The organism is Nitrogeniibacter aestuarii (assembly GCF_017309585.1).
GTDB lineage: Bacteria > Pseudomonadota > Gammaproteobacteria > Burkholderiales > Rhodocyclaceae > Nitrogeniibacter > Nitrogeniibacter aestuarii.
Genome location: NZ_CP071321.1, coordinates 250,919 through 264,149, shown reverse-complemented (window position 1 = coordinate 264,149; position 13,231 = coordinate 250,919). Strand labels below are relative to the sequence as shown.

General features: G+C 64.0%; 12 protein-coding genes. 6 read left to right on the top strand and 6 right to left on the bottom strand.

The window, feature by feature from the left end; all coding sequences use genetic code 11:
- Window positions 1-13: 13 nt before the first annotated feature.
- The 4 genes from J0W34_RS01160 to def form a co-directional block, all read right to left on the bottom strand.
- Entirely contained in the window at window positions 14-1,384 is a 1,371-nt protein-coding gene (locus J0W34_RS01160) for a sigma-54-dependent transcriptional regulator (RefSeq protein ID WP_230970377.1), read from the bottom strand.
- Between the two features lie 95 nt (window positions 1,385-1,479).
- Window positions 1,480-2,316 carry a zinc metalloprotease HtpX gene (htpX, locus tag J0W34_RS01155; protein WP_230970376.1) on the bottom strand — a complete coding sequence of 279 codons (837 nt, stop codon included), beginning with the start codon at window positions 2,314-2,316 and terminating at the stop codon, window positions 1,480-1,482.
- A gap of 82 nt (window positions 2,317-2,398) precedes the next feature.
- A complete protein-coding gene (gene fmt / locus J0W34_RS01150; RefSeq protein ID WP_230970375.1) occupies window positions 2,399-3,325 on the bottom strand; it encodes a methionyl-tRNA formyltransferase in 927 nt (308 codons plus the stop codon).
- A 5-nt stretch (window positions 3,326-3,330) separates the two neighbouring features.
- Window positions 3,331-3,834 carry a peptide deformylase gene (gene def, locus J0W34_RS01145; protein WP_227815177.1) on the bottom strand — a complete coding sequence of 168 codons (504 nt, stop codon included), beginning with the start codon at window positions 3,832-3,834 and terminating at the stop codon, window positions 3,331-3,333.
- 173 nt (window positions 3,835-4,007) lie between these two features.
- Here def and J0W34_RS01140 point away from each other — a divergent pair, with 173 nt between their 5' ends.
- The 5 genes from J0W34_RS01140 (at window position 4,008) to J0W34_RS01120 (ending at window position 10,006) form a co-directional block, all read left to right on the top strand.
- Window positions 4,008-5,033, top strand: a complete 1,026-nt coding sequence (locus J0W34_RS01140; RefSeq protein WP_227815176.1) for a LysM peptidoglycan-binding domain-containing protein — start codon at window positions 4,008-4,010, stop codon at window positions 5,031-5,033.
- Window position 5,034: 1 nt separating this feature from the next.
- Window positions 5,035-6,129: a DNA-processing protein DprA gene (dprA, locus tag J0W34_RS01135; protein ID WP_227815175.1), complete on the top strand. Its 1,095-nt coding sequence runs from the start codon at window positions 5,035-5,037 to the stop codon at window positions 6,127-6,129.
- Between the two features lie 154 nt (window positions 6,130-6,283).
- A complete protein-coding gene (locus tag J0W34_RS01130; protein ID WP_227815174.1) occupies window positions 6,284-6,751 on the top strand; it encodes a DUF494 family protein in 468 nt (155 codons plus the stop codon).
- Between the two features lie 190 nt (window positions 6,752-6,941).
- Entirely contained in the window at window positions 6,942-9,422 is a 2,481-nt protein-coding gene (locus J0W34_RS01125) for a DNA topoisomerase III (protein ID WP_230970374.1), read from the top strand.
- Window positions 9,419-10,006, top strand: coding sequence for a DUF924 family protein (locus tag J0W34_RS01120; protein ID WP_230970373.1), 588 nt, complete (start codon window positions 9,419-9,421; stop codon window positions 10,004-10,006). The genes J0W34_RS01125 and J0W34_RS01120 overlap by 4 nt, the downstream gene beginning before the upstream one ends.
- Before the next feature lie 48 nt (window positions 10,007-10,054).
- Here J0W34_RS01120 and J0W34_RS01115 read toward each other — a convergent pair whose 3' ends face one another.
- Both J0W34_RS01115 and J0W34_RS01110 read right to left on the bottom strand, forming a co-directional pair.
- Window positions 10,055-10,525 carry a Dps family protein gene (locus J0W34_RS01115; protein ID WP_331001528.1) on the bottom strand — a complete coding sequence of 157 codons (471 nt, stop codon included), beginning with the start codon at window positions 10,523-10,525 and terminating at the stop codon, window positions 10,055-10,057.
- Between the two features lie 96 nt (window positions 10,526-10,621).
- On the bottom strand, window positions 10,622-11,560 hold the full coding sequence (locus J0W34_RS01110) for a hydrogen peroxide-inducible genes activator (protein WP_230970372.1): 939 nt from the start codon (window positions 11,558-11,560) through the stop codon (window positions 10,622-10,624).
- 206 nt (window positions 11,561-11,766) lie between these two features.
- Here J0W34_RS01110 and J0W34_RS01105 point away from each other — a divergent pair, with 206 nt between their 5' ends.
- Window positions 11,767-13,212, top strand: a complete 1,446-nt coding sequence (locus tag J0W34_RS01105; protein ID WP_230970371.1) for a DegQ family serine endoprotease — start codon at window positions 11,767-11,769, stop codon at window positions 13,210-13,212.
- The last annotated feature ends 19 nt before the right edge of the window (window positions 13,213-13,231 follow it).

Here is a 13,231-nt window from a genome sequence, read left to right as displayed (position 1 = left end):
CGCGGCGCGGCCACTAGAGCGAGACGCCCCAGTCGGCGCACTTGCGTTCGAGCGTCTTGCGGGAGACTTCGAGCAGTTCGGCGGCGCGCGTCTTGTTGCCCTCGCACTGGCGCAGCACCGCCAGGATGTGGCGCTTTTCCACCTCGGCCAGGGTCAGGGGCATGTCCTTGGCACCGCCCACCGTGTCCTGCTCTGCGTCCACCGGAAAGTGTCCGAGGATGAGCGCCCGTTCGATGAAGTTGCGCAGTTCGCGCGCATTGCCCGGCCAACGATAGCCGGCCAGCCGTGCCGCCACTTCGGGCAGGATGTCGAGCGGCGGCAGGCCGATGCGCGCCGCCAGCTGGTGATTGAAATGCTCGGCCAGCGGCACGATGTCGTCCGGCCGGTCACGCAGCGGCGGGATCGTCAGCGTCAGCACCTCGAGCCGGTAGTAAAGATCTTCACGGAAACGCCCGGCCGCCACTTCGGCCTGCAGGTCGCGGTTGGTGGCGGCGATCACGCGCACGTCCACCGGCACTTCCTTGGTCGAGCCCACCGGCCGGACGCGCTGCTCTTCGAGGGCGCGCAGGAGCTTGGTCTGCAGGGCCAGCGGCAGTTCGCCGATTTCGTCGAGGAACAGCGTGCCCCCGTTGGCGTACACGAACAGGCCACTACGGCTGTCAGCGGCGCCGGTGAACGCCCCCTTCACATGCCCGAACAGCTCGCTCTCGATGAGTTCGGGCGACACCGCCGCACAGTTGACCGGCACGAAAGTGCGCTCGGCCCGGGTGCTCATGCCGTGCAGGGCCCGTGCTGCCAGCTCCTTGCCAACGCCCGATTCACCCTGGATCAGCACCGTGGTCGGCGTTGGCGCCACACGCTTGATGAGGCCGTACAGCTGACGCATGGCCTGGGAGCTGCCCACGATGCCGGTCTCGCCCGACAGGTCGGCCACTTCCCGGCGCAGCACGTAGTTTTCCCGCGCCAGACGGGCACGCTCGAAACAGCGCTGCAGGGAGTTGAGAATCTGATCCACCCGGAAGGGCTTGAGGATGAAGTCCGCCGCACCGGCGCGCAGCGCATCGATGGCGGTGTCCATGTCGGCAAACGCGGTGATGAGGATCACGTCGCCCGAGTAGGCCCCGGCACGCAGCTCCCGCAGCCACTCGATGCCGGCCTTGCCGGGCAGGGCGATGTCGAGCACGATCGCGTCAAAATGCCCGTCGGCCAGCACGGCCGCCGCGGCCTCGGCCGACTCGGCCGTCTCCACACGCGCTCCGCGTGCGCTCAGCGCACGGTTCAGGAAGCTGCGCAGCCCCTCCTCATCGTCGACCACCAGCACGGCGTAATCCGCCCACTGGGCTCGGTCGGGGGATGCGCTGTCGGTGTTTGCTGGGGTCGTCATGAATGGCAGTGTCGGGCGATCGGCCCATTAGACCATCAATGAAAAACGCGCGGCGGGTGCCGCGCGTCAGTATTTTCCCTAGGTCAGCGGTCGGCTCAACCCATGGCCCGCAGGCGGGCAATGCGCTCCTCGGTGCTCGGGTGGGTCGAGAACAGGCCACGCAGACCACCGCCGGAGAGGGGGTTCATGATCATCATCTGCGCCGTCTCCGGATGGCGCTCCGCCGTGTGCATCGGGATGCCGCGAGCGTAGGCGTCGATCTTGGCCAACGCATCCGCCAGCGCATGCGGATCACCGGAAATTTCGGCGCCACCCCGATCTGCACCGAATTCACGGGTCCGCGAGATCGCCATCTGGATAATCATGCCCGCCATCGGCGCCAGGATCATCATGGCAATGGCGACCACCGGGTTGGGCCGGTCATCGTTGTTGCCGCCGAAAAACATGCCGAAGTTGGCCAGCATGGAAATCGCACCGGCCACCGTGGCGGACATGGTCGAGATGAGAATGTCGCGATGCTTCACGTGCGCCAGCTCGTGCGCCATCACGCCGCGCAGTTCGCGCTCGCTGAGCATCTTCATGATGCCCGTCGTGGCTGCAACGGCGGCGTTGTCGGGATTCCGTCCGGTGGCAAAGGCATTGGGCTGGTCTTCATCGATGATGTAGACCTTCGGCATCGGCAGCCCGGCACGGCCCGCCAGCTCCTTGACCATGTTGTAGAGATACGGAGAACTCGCGGCATCCACCTGACGTGCCCGATACATCTTGAGCACCATCTTGTCCGAGAACCAGTAGGCCCACAGGTTCATGGCGCCACCGAAGACGAGCGCGAGCAACATGCCCTGCTGGCCGCCAATGGCTGCGCCGACGGCACCGAACAGGGCCACGATCCCCGCCATCAGGATCGAGGTTTTCATCCAGTTTCCGAACATTTCCAGTCTTTCCTCCAGTCAAGCGCGGGCAACTTTCGCCACGCCCCGATTAGATGGGGTATAGACAAAAAAATTCAATCCGTTACGGCAAGTCGCAAACCATGCCGGGCACCAGCTCAAGGCCCTGCAGTACATCGCCAACCGGCTGACGCTTCTTGCCCGGTTTTTGGGCGGTGGTGATCTTCAGCGCGCCTTCACCGCAGGCGATGACCAGGCCCTCGGCATCGGCCTGCAACACTTCGCCCGGCGCGCCCTGTCGATCACACGGGGCGGCCGCCCACAGCTTGAGCGTTGTTCCACCCAGCTCGGCCACGGCACCGGGAAACGGATTGAAGGCACGCACGGCCCGATCGAGCTCGATCGCCGGGCGTCGCCAGTCGATGCGGGATTCTGCCTTGTCGATCTTGTGAGCGTAGGTGACGCCTTCTTCGGGCTGAGGGGTACGCGTCAGGCCATCTGGCAGCGCGGCGAGCGCCTCGACGATCATCTCGCCGCCCAGCGCCGCCAGCGCGTCGTGGAGCGAGGCGGTGGTCGCGTCGGCCCGGATGGGCATGGCGCGCTTGAGCAACATGTCGCCCGTGTCCAGACCTGCGTCCATCTGCATGATGGTGATGCCGGTTTCGGCGTCGCCGGCCTCGATGGCACGATGGATGGGTGCCGCACCCCGCCAGCGCGGGAGCAGTGACGCATGGATGTTGAGGCAACCGTGGGTCGGGATGTCGAGCACGGCCTGCGGCAGGATGATGCCGTAGGCCGCCACCACCAGCACCTCGGGCGCGGCTGCGCGCAACGCGGCCTGCTGTTCTTCGGTGCGCAGTTTTTCCGGTTGATCGACCGCAATGCCGTGTTCGAGCGCCACCACCTTGACCGGACTGGGCGTGAGCTTCATGCCACGGCCCGCCGGACGATCGGGCTGCGTCAGCACCAGCACAACCTCGTGCCCGGCTTCGATGAGCGCGCGCAGGGCCTGCGCCGCGAATTCCGGCGTGCCGGCAAAAGCGATTTTCATGGGTCTCAGGCCGTGATGCGGGCGCGCTTGGCCAGCTTGCTCTTGATGCGGCCCTGCTTGAGTTGTGACAGGTATTCGACGAACACCTTGCCGTCGAGATGATCGAGCTCATGCTGGATGCAGATGGCCAGCAAGCCATCCGCCTCGAGTTCGAAGGCTTCACCACGCTCGTTGAGCGCCTTGACCCTGACCCGCTCCGCCCGCGTGACCTTGTCGTAGATCCCGGGCACCGACAGGCAGCCTTCCTCGCCCACCGTCTCGCCATGGCGTTCGATGATCTCCGGATTGATGAAGGCCCGCAGTTCGTTGCGCTCCTCCGAGACGTCGATGACGACCACACGTTCATGGACGTTCACCTGCGTCGCCGCCAGACCGATGCCCGGCGCTTCGTACATGGTCTCGGCCATGTCGGCCACGAGGGTACGGATGCGCTCATCCACCTCGGCCACCGGTTTCGCCTTGGTATGGAGTCGCTCGTCAGGGTAGTGAAGGATAGGAAGAAGTGCCATAAAAGCTTGCCGCGTTATGGGATTACGTGCAGAATTTCAAGTGATTTGCCATCCCCGATGATTGCACGTTTGTCATCGGGGCACTCAACTTCCGGGATTTGTGACCGTCATTGGGTGAACAAATTCCCGGCAGGGCTTTGAAAATGCCGCCCGCATCAATACGGAAGCGAGTGATGATCCGCATTATATTCTCTATGTTCATCGGCGTCGCCGCCCTCGTCCAGCCCGCTGCAGCCGCAGCGCCTGTCGAACTGGCCGCCAACGCGCCTGACAGCTACGTGGTCAAGAAAGGCGACACGCTCTGGGATATCTCAGGGAAGTTTCTCCGCCGCCCGTGGCGCTGGCCCGAAGTGTGGCAGATGAACAAGGACGAGATTCGCAATCCGCACCTCATCTACCCCGGCCAGGTCATCATGCTCGACCGCAGCGGCCCCTATCTGCGACTCGGTCGTCGCGTGGGCCGTGACATCAAGCCGACGGTCTACACCGAGGATCTGGCAGACGCCATCCCGAGCATCCCGCAGAACGAGATCGAGCCCTTCCTGTCCCAACCGCTCGTGGTGGATGAGCAGAACATCCAGAACGCCGCCGTGATCGTTGCCACCCAGGAGAACCGGCTCTTCACGGGCCAGGGCGACACCGTGTTCGCCAAGGACGTCGATCCGGGCACCGACCAGTGGCATGTCTTCCGTCCTGCCCGCCCGCTCGTCGACCCGCTGACCAAGGAAGTGCTCGGTTACGAAGCCTTCCATCTGGGTACCGCGGCGGTGACCCAGCATGGCGCGCCGGCAGTGCTCCAGATCATTTCGGCCAAGCAGGAAATCGGCAGCGGCGAGCGCATGCTGCCCGCCACCCGCCCGGAAATCACCTCCTATGTGCCGCACTCGCCCGAGGCGAGCGTCGAAGGCCGCGTGATCGGCGTGTATGGCGGCGTCAGCGAGACCGGTCGCCAAGGGGTCATCACGCTCGGCGTCGGTCAGCAAGAAGGCATCGAAGTCGGTCACGTGCTCGCGCTGTACCGTGCGCGCGGCGAAGTGAAATACAAGGACCCGGAAACCGGCGAGAAGGAAACCTTCGACCTGCCCGAAAACCGTTATGGGCTGGTGTTCGTGTTCCGCGTGTTCAACCGTGTGTCCTACGGCCTCGTCGTGGATGCCTCCGCACCGGTCCAGATCGCCGATACCATCCGCAATCCCTGACGTGGCGGATCGCCACGACGCATTCGCCGCCTGGCTCAGACTGACGCTCATTCCCGGGATCGGGGGTGAGCGTCAGCGTCGTTTACTGAGCGTCTTCGGGCTCCCTGTGGCGATTTTCGACGCCGGCCATGGCGCGCTGGCAAAGGTGGTGGGCGACAAGCTCGCCCACGCCATCCGCGATCACGACGCCAGCGAGCAGATCGATCGAACCCGCCAATGGCTGGAGACACCCGGCAATCATGTGGTCACGTTGGCGGACGACACCTACCCCCGAGCCCTGCTGGATACCGCCGACCCGCCGTCGCTGCTCTACGTCAAAGGCGATCTGTCCGTCCTGAACAGGACATCCATCGCCATCGTCGGCTCGCGCAACGCGACGGCACAGGGCATCGACAATGCGCGTGCCTTCGCGCACAACCTGGCAAGCGGCGGATTGTGCGTGGTGAGCGGCCTGGCGCTCGGTATCGACGCTGCGGCCCATGAGGGCGCCCTCGAAGCCCACGGCGACACGGTGGCGGTCATCGGCACCGGGGCCGATCGCATGTACCCGGCGCGGAACAAGGCATTGGCCGAACGGATCGTCGCCCACGGCGCGATCGTCAGCGAGTTTCCGCTGGGCACGGCCGCCGTCGCGCACAACTTCCCGCGCCGTAACCGCATCATCTCGGGCCTGTCACGCGGCGTTCTCGTGGTCGAAGCCGCTCCGGGCAGTGGCTCGCTCATCACCGCACGGCAAGCCGTTGATCAGGGACGAGAGGTTTTCGCCATCCCCGGCTCCATCCATTCGCCGCTCGCCAAAGGTTGCCATCAGCTCATTCGCGAAGGTGCCAAGCTGGTCGAAACTGCGCGGGACATTCTTGAAGAACAAGCGTTTAGCGCGCTGGAACGCCCGTTGGAGCGCGCCGTGGAGACCGTCTCGACCGACACGCAAACGGCGGACCCGTTGCTCGATGCGATGGGTTTCGATCCTGTGACGATCGACACAATGGTGCACCGCACCGGCTTGACGACGGAAACACTCTACGCCATGCTGCTTGACATGGAACTGGAAGGGCGAGTCAGCCGCCTGCCCGGCGGCCGCTTCCAGCGACTTTGACTCCAAGGCGCCTCGAAAACCCGTCATGAGCGGTCCGAGGACGAGGTGCACGGTGTTCAGGATCCGGTCAAACCCCGATCCGAATGCCGCGCAACGCAACCATCGGAACGCGCTGCCGGTCTCACGAGGAGCCTTCCATAAAGCAGGCCCCAACATGTTCGACGTCCTTGTTTATCTGTTTGAAAACTATATTCACGCCGAGGCGTGTCCCGAACCGGATCAACTGGCTCGGCGCCTGTCCGCGGCCGGATTCGAGGACGAGGAAATCTCCGAAGCACTCGAGTGGCTCTCCGGTCTCGACGATGTGGCCGGCACCAGCGTGTTGCCGGTGGCGCCGTCCATCGGCGCCATTCGCATCTATGTGGCCGAAGAGCAGGTCAAGCTCGGCACCGAAGGGATCGGCTTCATCACCTTCCTGGAAAGTGCCGGCGTCCTCGATGCCCGCAGCCGCGAACTGATCGTGGATCGTGTCATGGCGCTGCCTGAAGCAGCGGTTTCCATGGGGCGGATCAAGGTCATCGTGCTGATGGTGATGTGGCGCGAGGCGCGCCCGATGGACTCCTTGCTGGTGGATGAACTGCTCACCGAAGACGACGAAGACGAGCGCCCGGTTCTTCAGTAAACAGCTGCTTCGCCGTAACAGGCTGGAGCGGCCTTCCGATGCAGGTCGGCTGCCGGTGTCGCATGCGATACCGGCACTTCGCACTTGTGCCGAAACTTGCCAGCGTCGCCGCGGCTTCCTTATCATGCCGCGCTCAATGACCTAACAAATGCGGGAACCATGCGGACCCAAAAGGGCTCGCAGCCATGACATGAGCAAAAAACTGATCATTGCGGAAAAACCCTCCGTCGCACAGGACATCGCCCGTGCGATCGGTGGTTTCACCCGCCAGAAAGACTACTTCGAGTCGGACGACTACGTGCTGTCGTCCGCCGTCGGTCATTTGCTCGAGCTGGCGGTCCCGCCGGACGAAGAGGTCAAGCGCGGCAAGTGGTCATTTGCCAACCTTCCGGTCATTCCCACCCACTTTGCACTGCAACCGATCAAGAAGAGTGAAGACCGGCTCAAGCTGCTCACACGGCTGATCAAGCGCAAGGACGTCGATAGCCTCGTGAACGCATGCGACGCGGGGCGCGAGGGCGAGCTGATCTTCAATTTCATCGTCGAGCACTCCAAGACCAAGAAACCGGTCCAGCGTCTGTGGCTGCAGTCCATGACACCGACCGCGATTCGCGACGGCTTTCAGCAGTTGCGTGATGCCGAAGCGGTGGCCGGCCTGGCCGCCGCCGCCGTCAGCCGCGCGGAAAGCGACTGGCTGATCGGGATCAATGGCACCCGCGCCATGACGGCGTTCAACTCTAAGACCGGCGGTTTCCACCTCACCACCGTCGGCCGCGTCCAGACGCCGACCCTGGCTATCGTCATCGAACGCGAGAACCGGATTCGCCAGTTCAAGTCCCGCGACTACTGGGAGCTTCACGCCAGCTTCGCGTGCGCCGAAGGTGAATACCCGGGCCGCTGGTTCGACGAGAACTTCAAGAAGAACGACGACGAGCATGCCCGCGCCGAACGCCTGTGGACGGCCGACAAGGCCGAGGCCATCCGCGCCAAGTGCGAAGGCAAGCCGGGCACGGTGGAGGAAGCGACCAAGCCCTCCACCCAGCAATCGCCCATGCTGTTCGACCTGACCAGCCTGCAGCGCGAGGCCAACGGCCGTTTCGGCTTTTCGGCCCGCGCCACGCTACAGGTTGCCCAGGCCCTGTACGAACGCCACAAGGTGCTTACCTATCCGCGTACCGACGCCCGCGCCCTGCCCGAAGACTATGTGGACACGGTCAAGGAGGTGATGGGCAACCTGCCGGCTGAGTACAGCAAGTTCGCCAACGAGATCAAACGCGAAGGCTGGGTCAAGGGCGGCAACAAGCGCATCTTCAACAACGCCAAGATTTCCGATCACTTCGCGATCATCCCCACCGGCACCGAGCCCAAGAAGCTCTCCGAGCCGGAGCAGAAGATCTACGACCTGGTCACCCGTCGCTTCCTGTCGGTGTTCTATCCGGCCGCCGAGTACAACGTCACCACCCGCATCACCCGGGTCGAGGGTGAAGCCTTCAAGACCGAGGGCAAGGTGCTGGTCAAGCCGGGCTGGCTGGTGGTCGTGGGCCGCGAGAAGAGTGGTGACGACGAGCTGGTGGCTGTGGCCGCCGGCGAAAAGGTCAAGACGGACGAACTGGAAGTTCGCGCCCTGCAGACCCGCCCGCCTGCCCGCTACAACGAAGCGACCCTGCTCTCCGCCATGGAAGGCGCCGGCAAGATGGTGGACGACGAGGAGTTGCGTGCCGCCATGGCCGAGCGCGGCCTCGGCACCCCGGCCACCCGCGCCCAGATCATCGAGAACCTGATCGGCGAACAGTACATGCTGCGCGAGGGCAAGGAGCTGGTGCCCACCGCCAAGGCCTTTTCACTGATCACCCTGCTCACCGGCCTGGGCGTGTCCGAACTGACTTCGCCCGAGCTGACCGGCGAGTGGGAATACAAGCTCTCGCAGATCGAAAAAGGCGCCCTGTCCCGTGACGCGTTCATGGATGAGATCGCGCGCATGGCGCAGGAGATGGTCGATCGCGCCAAGCAGTACGAATCCGACACCGTGCCGGGCGACTTCGTCACCCTGAAGACCCCCTGCCCCAAGTGCGGCGGGGTGGTGAAGGAGAACTACAAGAAGTTCGCCTGCCAGGCCTGTGACTGGAGCACGTGGAAGATCGTGGCCAGCCGTCAGTTCGAGATCGACGAGATCGAAACCCTGCTCAAGGAAGGTCACGTCGGTCCGCTCATGGGCTTCCGCAACAAGATGGGCCGCCTGTTCAACGCGGACATCGTCCTCAACGACGAGCAGCAGCCGACGTTCGACTTCGGCCAACCCAAGGACGACGAAAACGCCGAACCCGTCGATTTCTCGGATCAGGAGCCGCTGGGCGAATGCCCCAAGTGCCAGAGCAAGGTCTACGAGCACGGCATGGCCTACGTCTGCGAGAAGTCGGTCGGGCCGGACAAGTCCTGCGACTTCCGCTCCGGCAAGATCATTCTTCAGCAACCGGTGGAACGCGAGCAGATGCAGAAATTGCTGGCCGAGGGCAAGACCGAGTTGCTGCGCGGGTTCGTCTCCAACAAGACCAAGCGCAAGTTCTCCGCCTTCCTGGTGCGTCAGAAGGACGGCAAGGTCGGCTTCGAGTTTGAGCCCCGGGCGCCCAAGAAGCCGGCCGCCAAGGGCAAAGCCAAGGCCAAATCCGAATGAGCCTGCCCCCCGACGCGCAAGCCGTACTTGATTTCTGGTTCGGCGCGCCGGGGAGCGACACCTACGGCCGGCAGCGCAAGTTGTGGTTCGTCAAACGCGACGAGACGGACGCCCATATCCGCGAGCATTTCGGCACCCTCACGGACAGTGCGCTCGACGGCAGGCTGCCGGACTGGGGCACAACGCCGCACGCAGCGTTGGCGCAACTGCTCCTGCTCGATCAGTTCCCCCGCAACATGCATCGCAACACGCCACGTGCCTTTGTAGGCGACGCCACGGCCCTGTCCATTGCGCAAGACCTCGTCTCGCGCGGCGACGATCAGACCCTGATCCCCGTCGAACGCATTTTTGCCTACCTGCCTTTCGAGCACTCGGAAGACATCGGTGATCAGCGCATGGCGCTTCGGTTGTTCCGCGCGCTGGCAGACGAGCACGCCGGGTTTGAAAGCACGCTGGACTACGCGGAACGGCACTACGCCGTCATTGAACGTTTCGGTCGCTTTCCTCACCGCAACGCCATCCTCAACCGCAGCAGCACCCCCGAGGAACTTGATTATCTCGCCCAGCCGGGTAGCGGCTTCTGAATGAAAAAACGGCCGGATTCACCCGGCCGCTGTCGCTGAGCGCAAGCCTCAATCCTCGAGCAGACTTCGCAGCATCCATGCCGTCTTTTCGTGCACCTGCATGCGCTGGGTCAGCAGATCGGCCGTGGGTTCGTCGCCCGCGGCATCCACCACCGGCATCAGTTCGCGGGCGGTCTTGACCACCGCTTCCTGTCCCTTGACCAACGCACGGATCATGCTCGCGGCGTCCGGCACACCGACGGGCTCCTCGATGCGGGTCAGCGCTGCAAAGGCGGCATAGGTGCCGGGCGCGGGCTCGCCCAGCGCACGGATGCGCTCGGCAATGCCATCCACCGCCAGCGCCAGTTCGTTGTACTGCGTCTCGAACATGAGATGCAGCGTGTTGAACATGGGCCCCTTCACATTCCAGTGGAAGTTGTGGGTCATCAGGTAGAGCGTGTAGCTGTCGGCCAGCAGGCGCGACAGGCCGTTGGTGATGGTCTTGCGGTCTTCCCGGGTGATGCCGATATCGATGTCCATGGCTGACTCCTTGATGTGCAGAGGTGATGGCGTCAGCTTAATTCCGCAACATCGATAGAGCCAATCAAACGTATCGATTGAATTAATATCGATTGACTATGCAGCAACCCCCTGCATCGCGCCGCTCACCGGTCGCGTGCCGGGCAAGTGGCACTCGAGAATGGCGCGCCTCAACACATCGATGGCACCACTGCGCGGATAAGTCACCCGCCAGGCCAGTGCCACGGTGCGCGTCGGGTCGGGCGACTCGAAGGGGCGCACCGCCACGAGCTTGTTCTGATCGGGCATGGTGTCGGCCGCCGTGCTTGGCAGCACCGTCACCCCGATGCCACTGGCCACCATGAGCCGGATGGTCTCGAGCGAGCTGCCTTGCAAGGTCCGCTGCAGACCCGCCACACCGCTGCACTCCGGGCACACCTCAAGCACCTGATCGCGGAAGCAGTTGCCCGCACCCAGCAACAGCAACTGGTCTTCGGCCAGCTGCCTGGAGGCGATGGCCTCTTGCGTCGTCCACGCGTGATCGGCCGGCATCAGCACCCGGAAAGGTTCGTCGTAGATGGGTTGTGCGACGATGCCCGGTTGCTCGAACGGCAGCGCAAGAATCGCCACGTCGATGTCGCCTCGCTTGAGCGACTCGGCCAGCGAGGCCGTGTAGTTCTCTTCGATGATGAGCGGCATGCGCGGCGCCAGCTCTTTCACCTTCGGGATCAGATGCGGAAACAGATAGGGTCCGATCGTGTAGATGGCCCCGACGCGCAGCGCACCACCGAGCGGATCCTTGCCCGCCTGGGCGATTTCCTTGATCTGCGCGGCTTCCACCAGCACGCGCTGCGCCTGCTCGACCACGCGCTCACCCAACTCGGTCACCTTGACGTCGCTGGTGCCACGTTCGAACAACAACACGCCCAGCTGCTCTTCGACTTTCTTGATGGCCACCGACAGGGTCGGCTGGCTCACGTGGCAGGCCTCGGCCGCGCGGCCGAAATGGCGTTCGCGCGAAAGCGCGACAATGTACTTCAGGTCGGTCAATGTCATGCGAAATCCAGGTCTGGAACGGTCGTGCGACGCCATGGTCCCTATCAGTGAGGCTGATTATCTCAGGCTATCGTGACAGTGGGTAGTCACGAAACGTCTCAAGATCCGGCTTGTGTCGCACCGATTCGGCCCCACATGTATAAAGTAGTGTCCGGCGCGGCAGGGCGGTCCCTGTCTGTCGGCAAATCGATTTCAGGAGAGGATGCATGCTTCGACGCAGTGCCCGGCTGGCCTTGGTCGCCAGCGCCATCGGCTTGGCCACCAGCGGTCTGGCCCCCTTCACCGCGCCATTGGCCCAGGCCGCGCCTGTCGCCCCTGCCGCGGCCAACAGTCTGGCCGCCTTCGGGTCATTGCCTGACTTTGCCGAGCTGGTCGAGCGTGTCGGCCCGGCTGTGGTCAACATCGGCGTCGTGCAGGAAGTGGAAGCCCAGCTCAATGTCCCGCCCGAGATGCAGGACTTCCTGCGTCGATTCGGTATCCCGCTGCCGGGTATGCCGGGGGGGCCTAACGGACCGGGGCCGCAGATCTCCCGCGGCGTCGGGTCCGGCTTCATCGTCAGCGAGGACGGCTACGTGCTCACCAATGCGCACGTGGTCGACGACGCCACCGAAGTGATCGTGCGCCTCACCGACAAGCGCGAGTTCAAGGCCAAGGTCGAAGGCGTGGATACCCGCACCGATGTCGCCCTGCTCAAGATCGACGCCACGGATCTGCCGGTAGTCAAGATCGGCAACCCGGAAGATGCCCGGGTGGGCGAATGGGTGGTGGCCGTGGGTTCGCCCTTCGGCTTCGACAACACGGTGACCGCCGGCATCATCTCCGCCAAGGCGCGCCGCCTGCCCGATGAAACCTATGTGCCCTTCCTGCAGACCGACGTGGCCATCAATCCCGGGAACTCGGGCGGGCCGCTGTTCAATCTTGAAGGCGAAGTGATCGGCATCAACTCGCAGATCTATTCGCGCTCGGGCGGCTTCATGGGCATTTCCTTCGCCATTCCCATCGACGTGGCCATGAAGGTCAAGGCCCAGTTGCAGGAATTCGGCGTGGTCAGCCGCGGCCGTCTCGGTGTGGCCATCCAGAGCGTTACGGAAGAGTTGGCCGATTCGTTCGGCCTCGACAAGCCTCGCGGCGCGCTTGTGTCGAGTGTCGAGCCCGGCTCGGCCGCCGACAAGGCAGAGCTTCAGGCCGGTGACGTGATTCTGGGCGTGAATGGCGCCCCGGTCGACGATTCCGTCGATCTGCCGCGCATCATCGGCGAGATGCGCCCGGGCACCGAGATCAAGCTTGAAATCTGGCGCAGCGGCAAATCGCGCATTGTCTCGGCCACCCTCGGCAGCATGGACGGTGAATCCATCCGCGCGACCGAGCGACGCACCGATTCATCCGACACGGCACTGGGCCTGTCAGCGCGCCCTCTGACCAACCAGGAAGCAGAACAACTGGGCGTTCGCGGCGGCCTTGCCGTTGAACGCGTCGCCGGACCGGCAGCCCAGGCGGGGCTGCAGCGGGGCGATGTCATTCTGGCCATCAACAATGCGCAGGTGACCGATGTAAAGACCTTCCGGCAGCAACTCAAGCAGGCCGGTAACCGCTTTGCCCTGCTGATTCAGCGCGGAGACGAGCGTTTGTACGTACCCATCAAGCTCAAATAGCGCGACAGCGGACCTTATC

What these genes read in the sequence shown, in the direction of transcription:
- J0W34_RS01160 (WP_230970377.1), bottom strand. Translation starts at nt 1,384, where the DNA reads ATGACGACCCCAGCAAACACCGACAGCGCATCCCCCGACCGAGCCCAG.
- htpX (WP_230970376.1), bottom strand. Translation starts at nt 2,316, where the DNA reads ATGTTCGGAAACTGGATGAAAACCTCGATCCTGATGGCGGGGATCGTG.
- fmt (WP_230970375.1), bottom strand. Translation starts at nt 3,325, where the DNA reads ATGAAAATCGCTTTTGCCGGCACGCCGGAATTCGCGGCGCAGGCCCTG.
- def (WP_227815177.1), bottom strand. Translation starts at nt 3,834, where the DNA reads ATGGCACTTCTTCCTATCCTTCACTACCCTGACGAGCGACTCCATACC.
- J0W34_RS01140 (WP_227815176.1), top strand. Translation starts at nt 4,008, where the DNA reads ATGATCCGCATTATATTCTCTATGTTCATCGGCGTCGCCGCCCTCGTC.
- J0W34_RS01130 (WP_227815174.1), top strand. Translation starts at nt 6,284, where the DNA reads ATGTTCGACGTCCTTGTTTATCTGTTTGAAAACTATATTCACGCCGAG.
- J0W34_RS01125 (WP_230970374.1), top strand. Translation starts at nt 6,942, where the DNA reads ATGAGCAAAAAACTGATCATTGCGGAAAAACCCTCCGTCGCACAGGAC.
- J0W34_RS01120 (WP_230970373.1), top strand. Translation starts at nt 9,419, where the DNA reads ATGAGCCTGCCCCCCGACGCGCAAGCCGTACTTGATTTCTGGTTCGGC.
- J0W34_RS01115 (WP_331001528.1), bottom strand. Translation starts at nt 10,525, where the DNA reads ATGGACATCGATATCGGCATCACCCGGGAAGACCGCAAGACCATCACC.
- J0W34_RS01110 (WP_230970372.1), bottom strand. Translation starts at nt 11,560, where the DNA reads ATGACATTGACCGACCTGAAGTACATTGTCGCGCTTTCGCGCGAACGC.
- J0W34_RS01105 (WP_230970371.1), top strand. Translation starts at nt 11,767, where the DNA reads ATGCTTCGACGCAGTGCCCGGCTGGCCTTGGTCGCCAGCGCCATCGGC.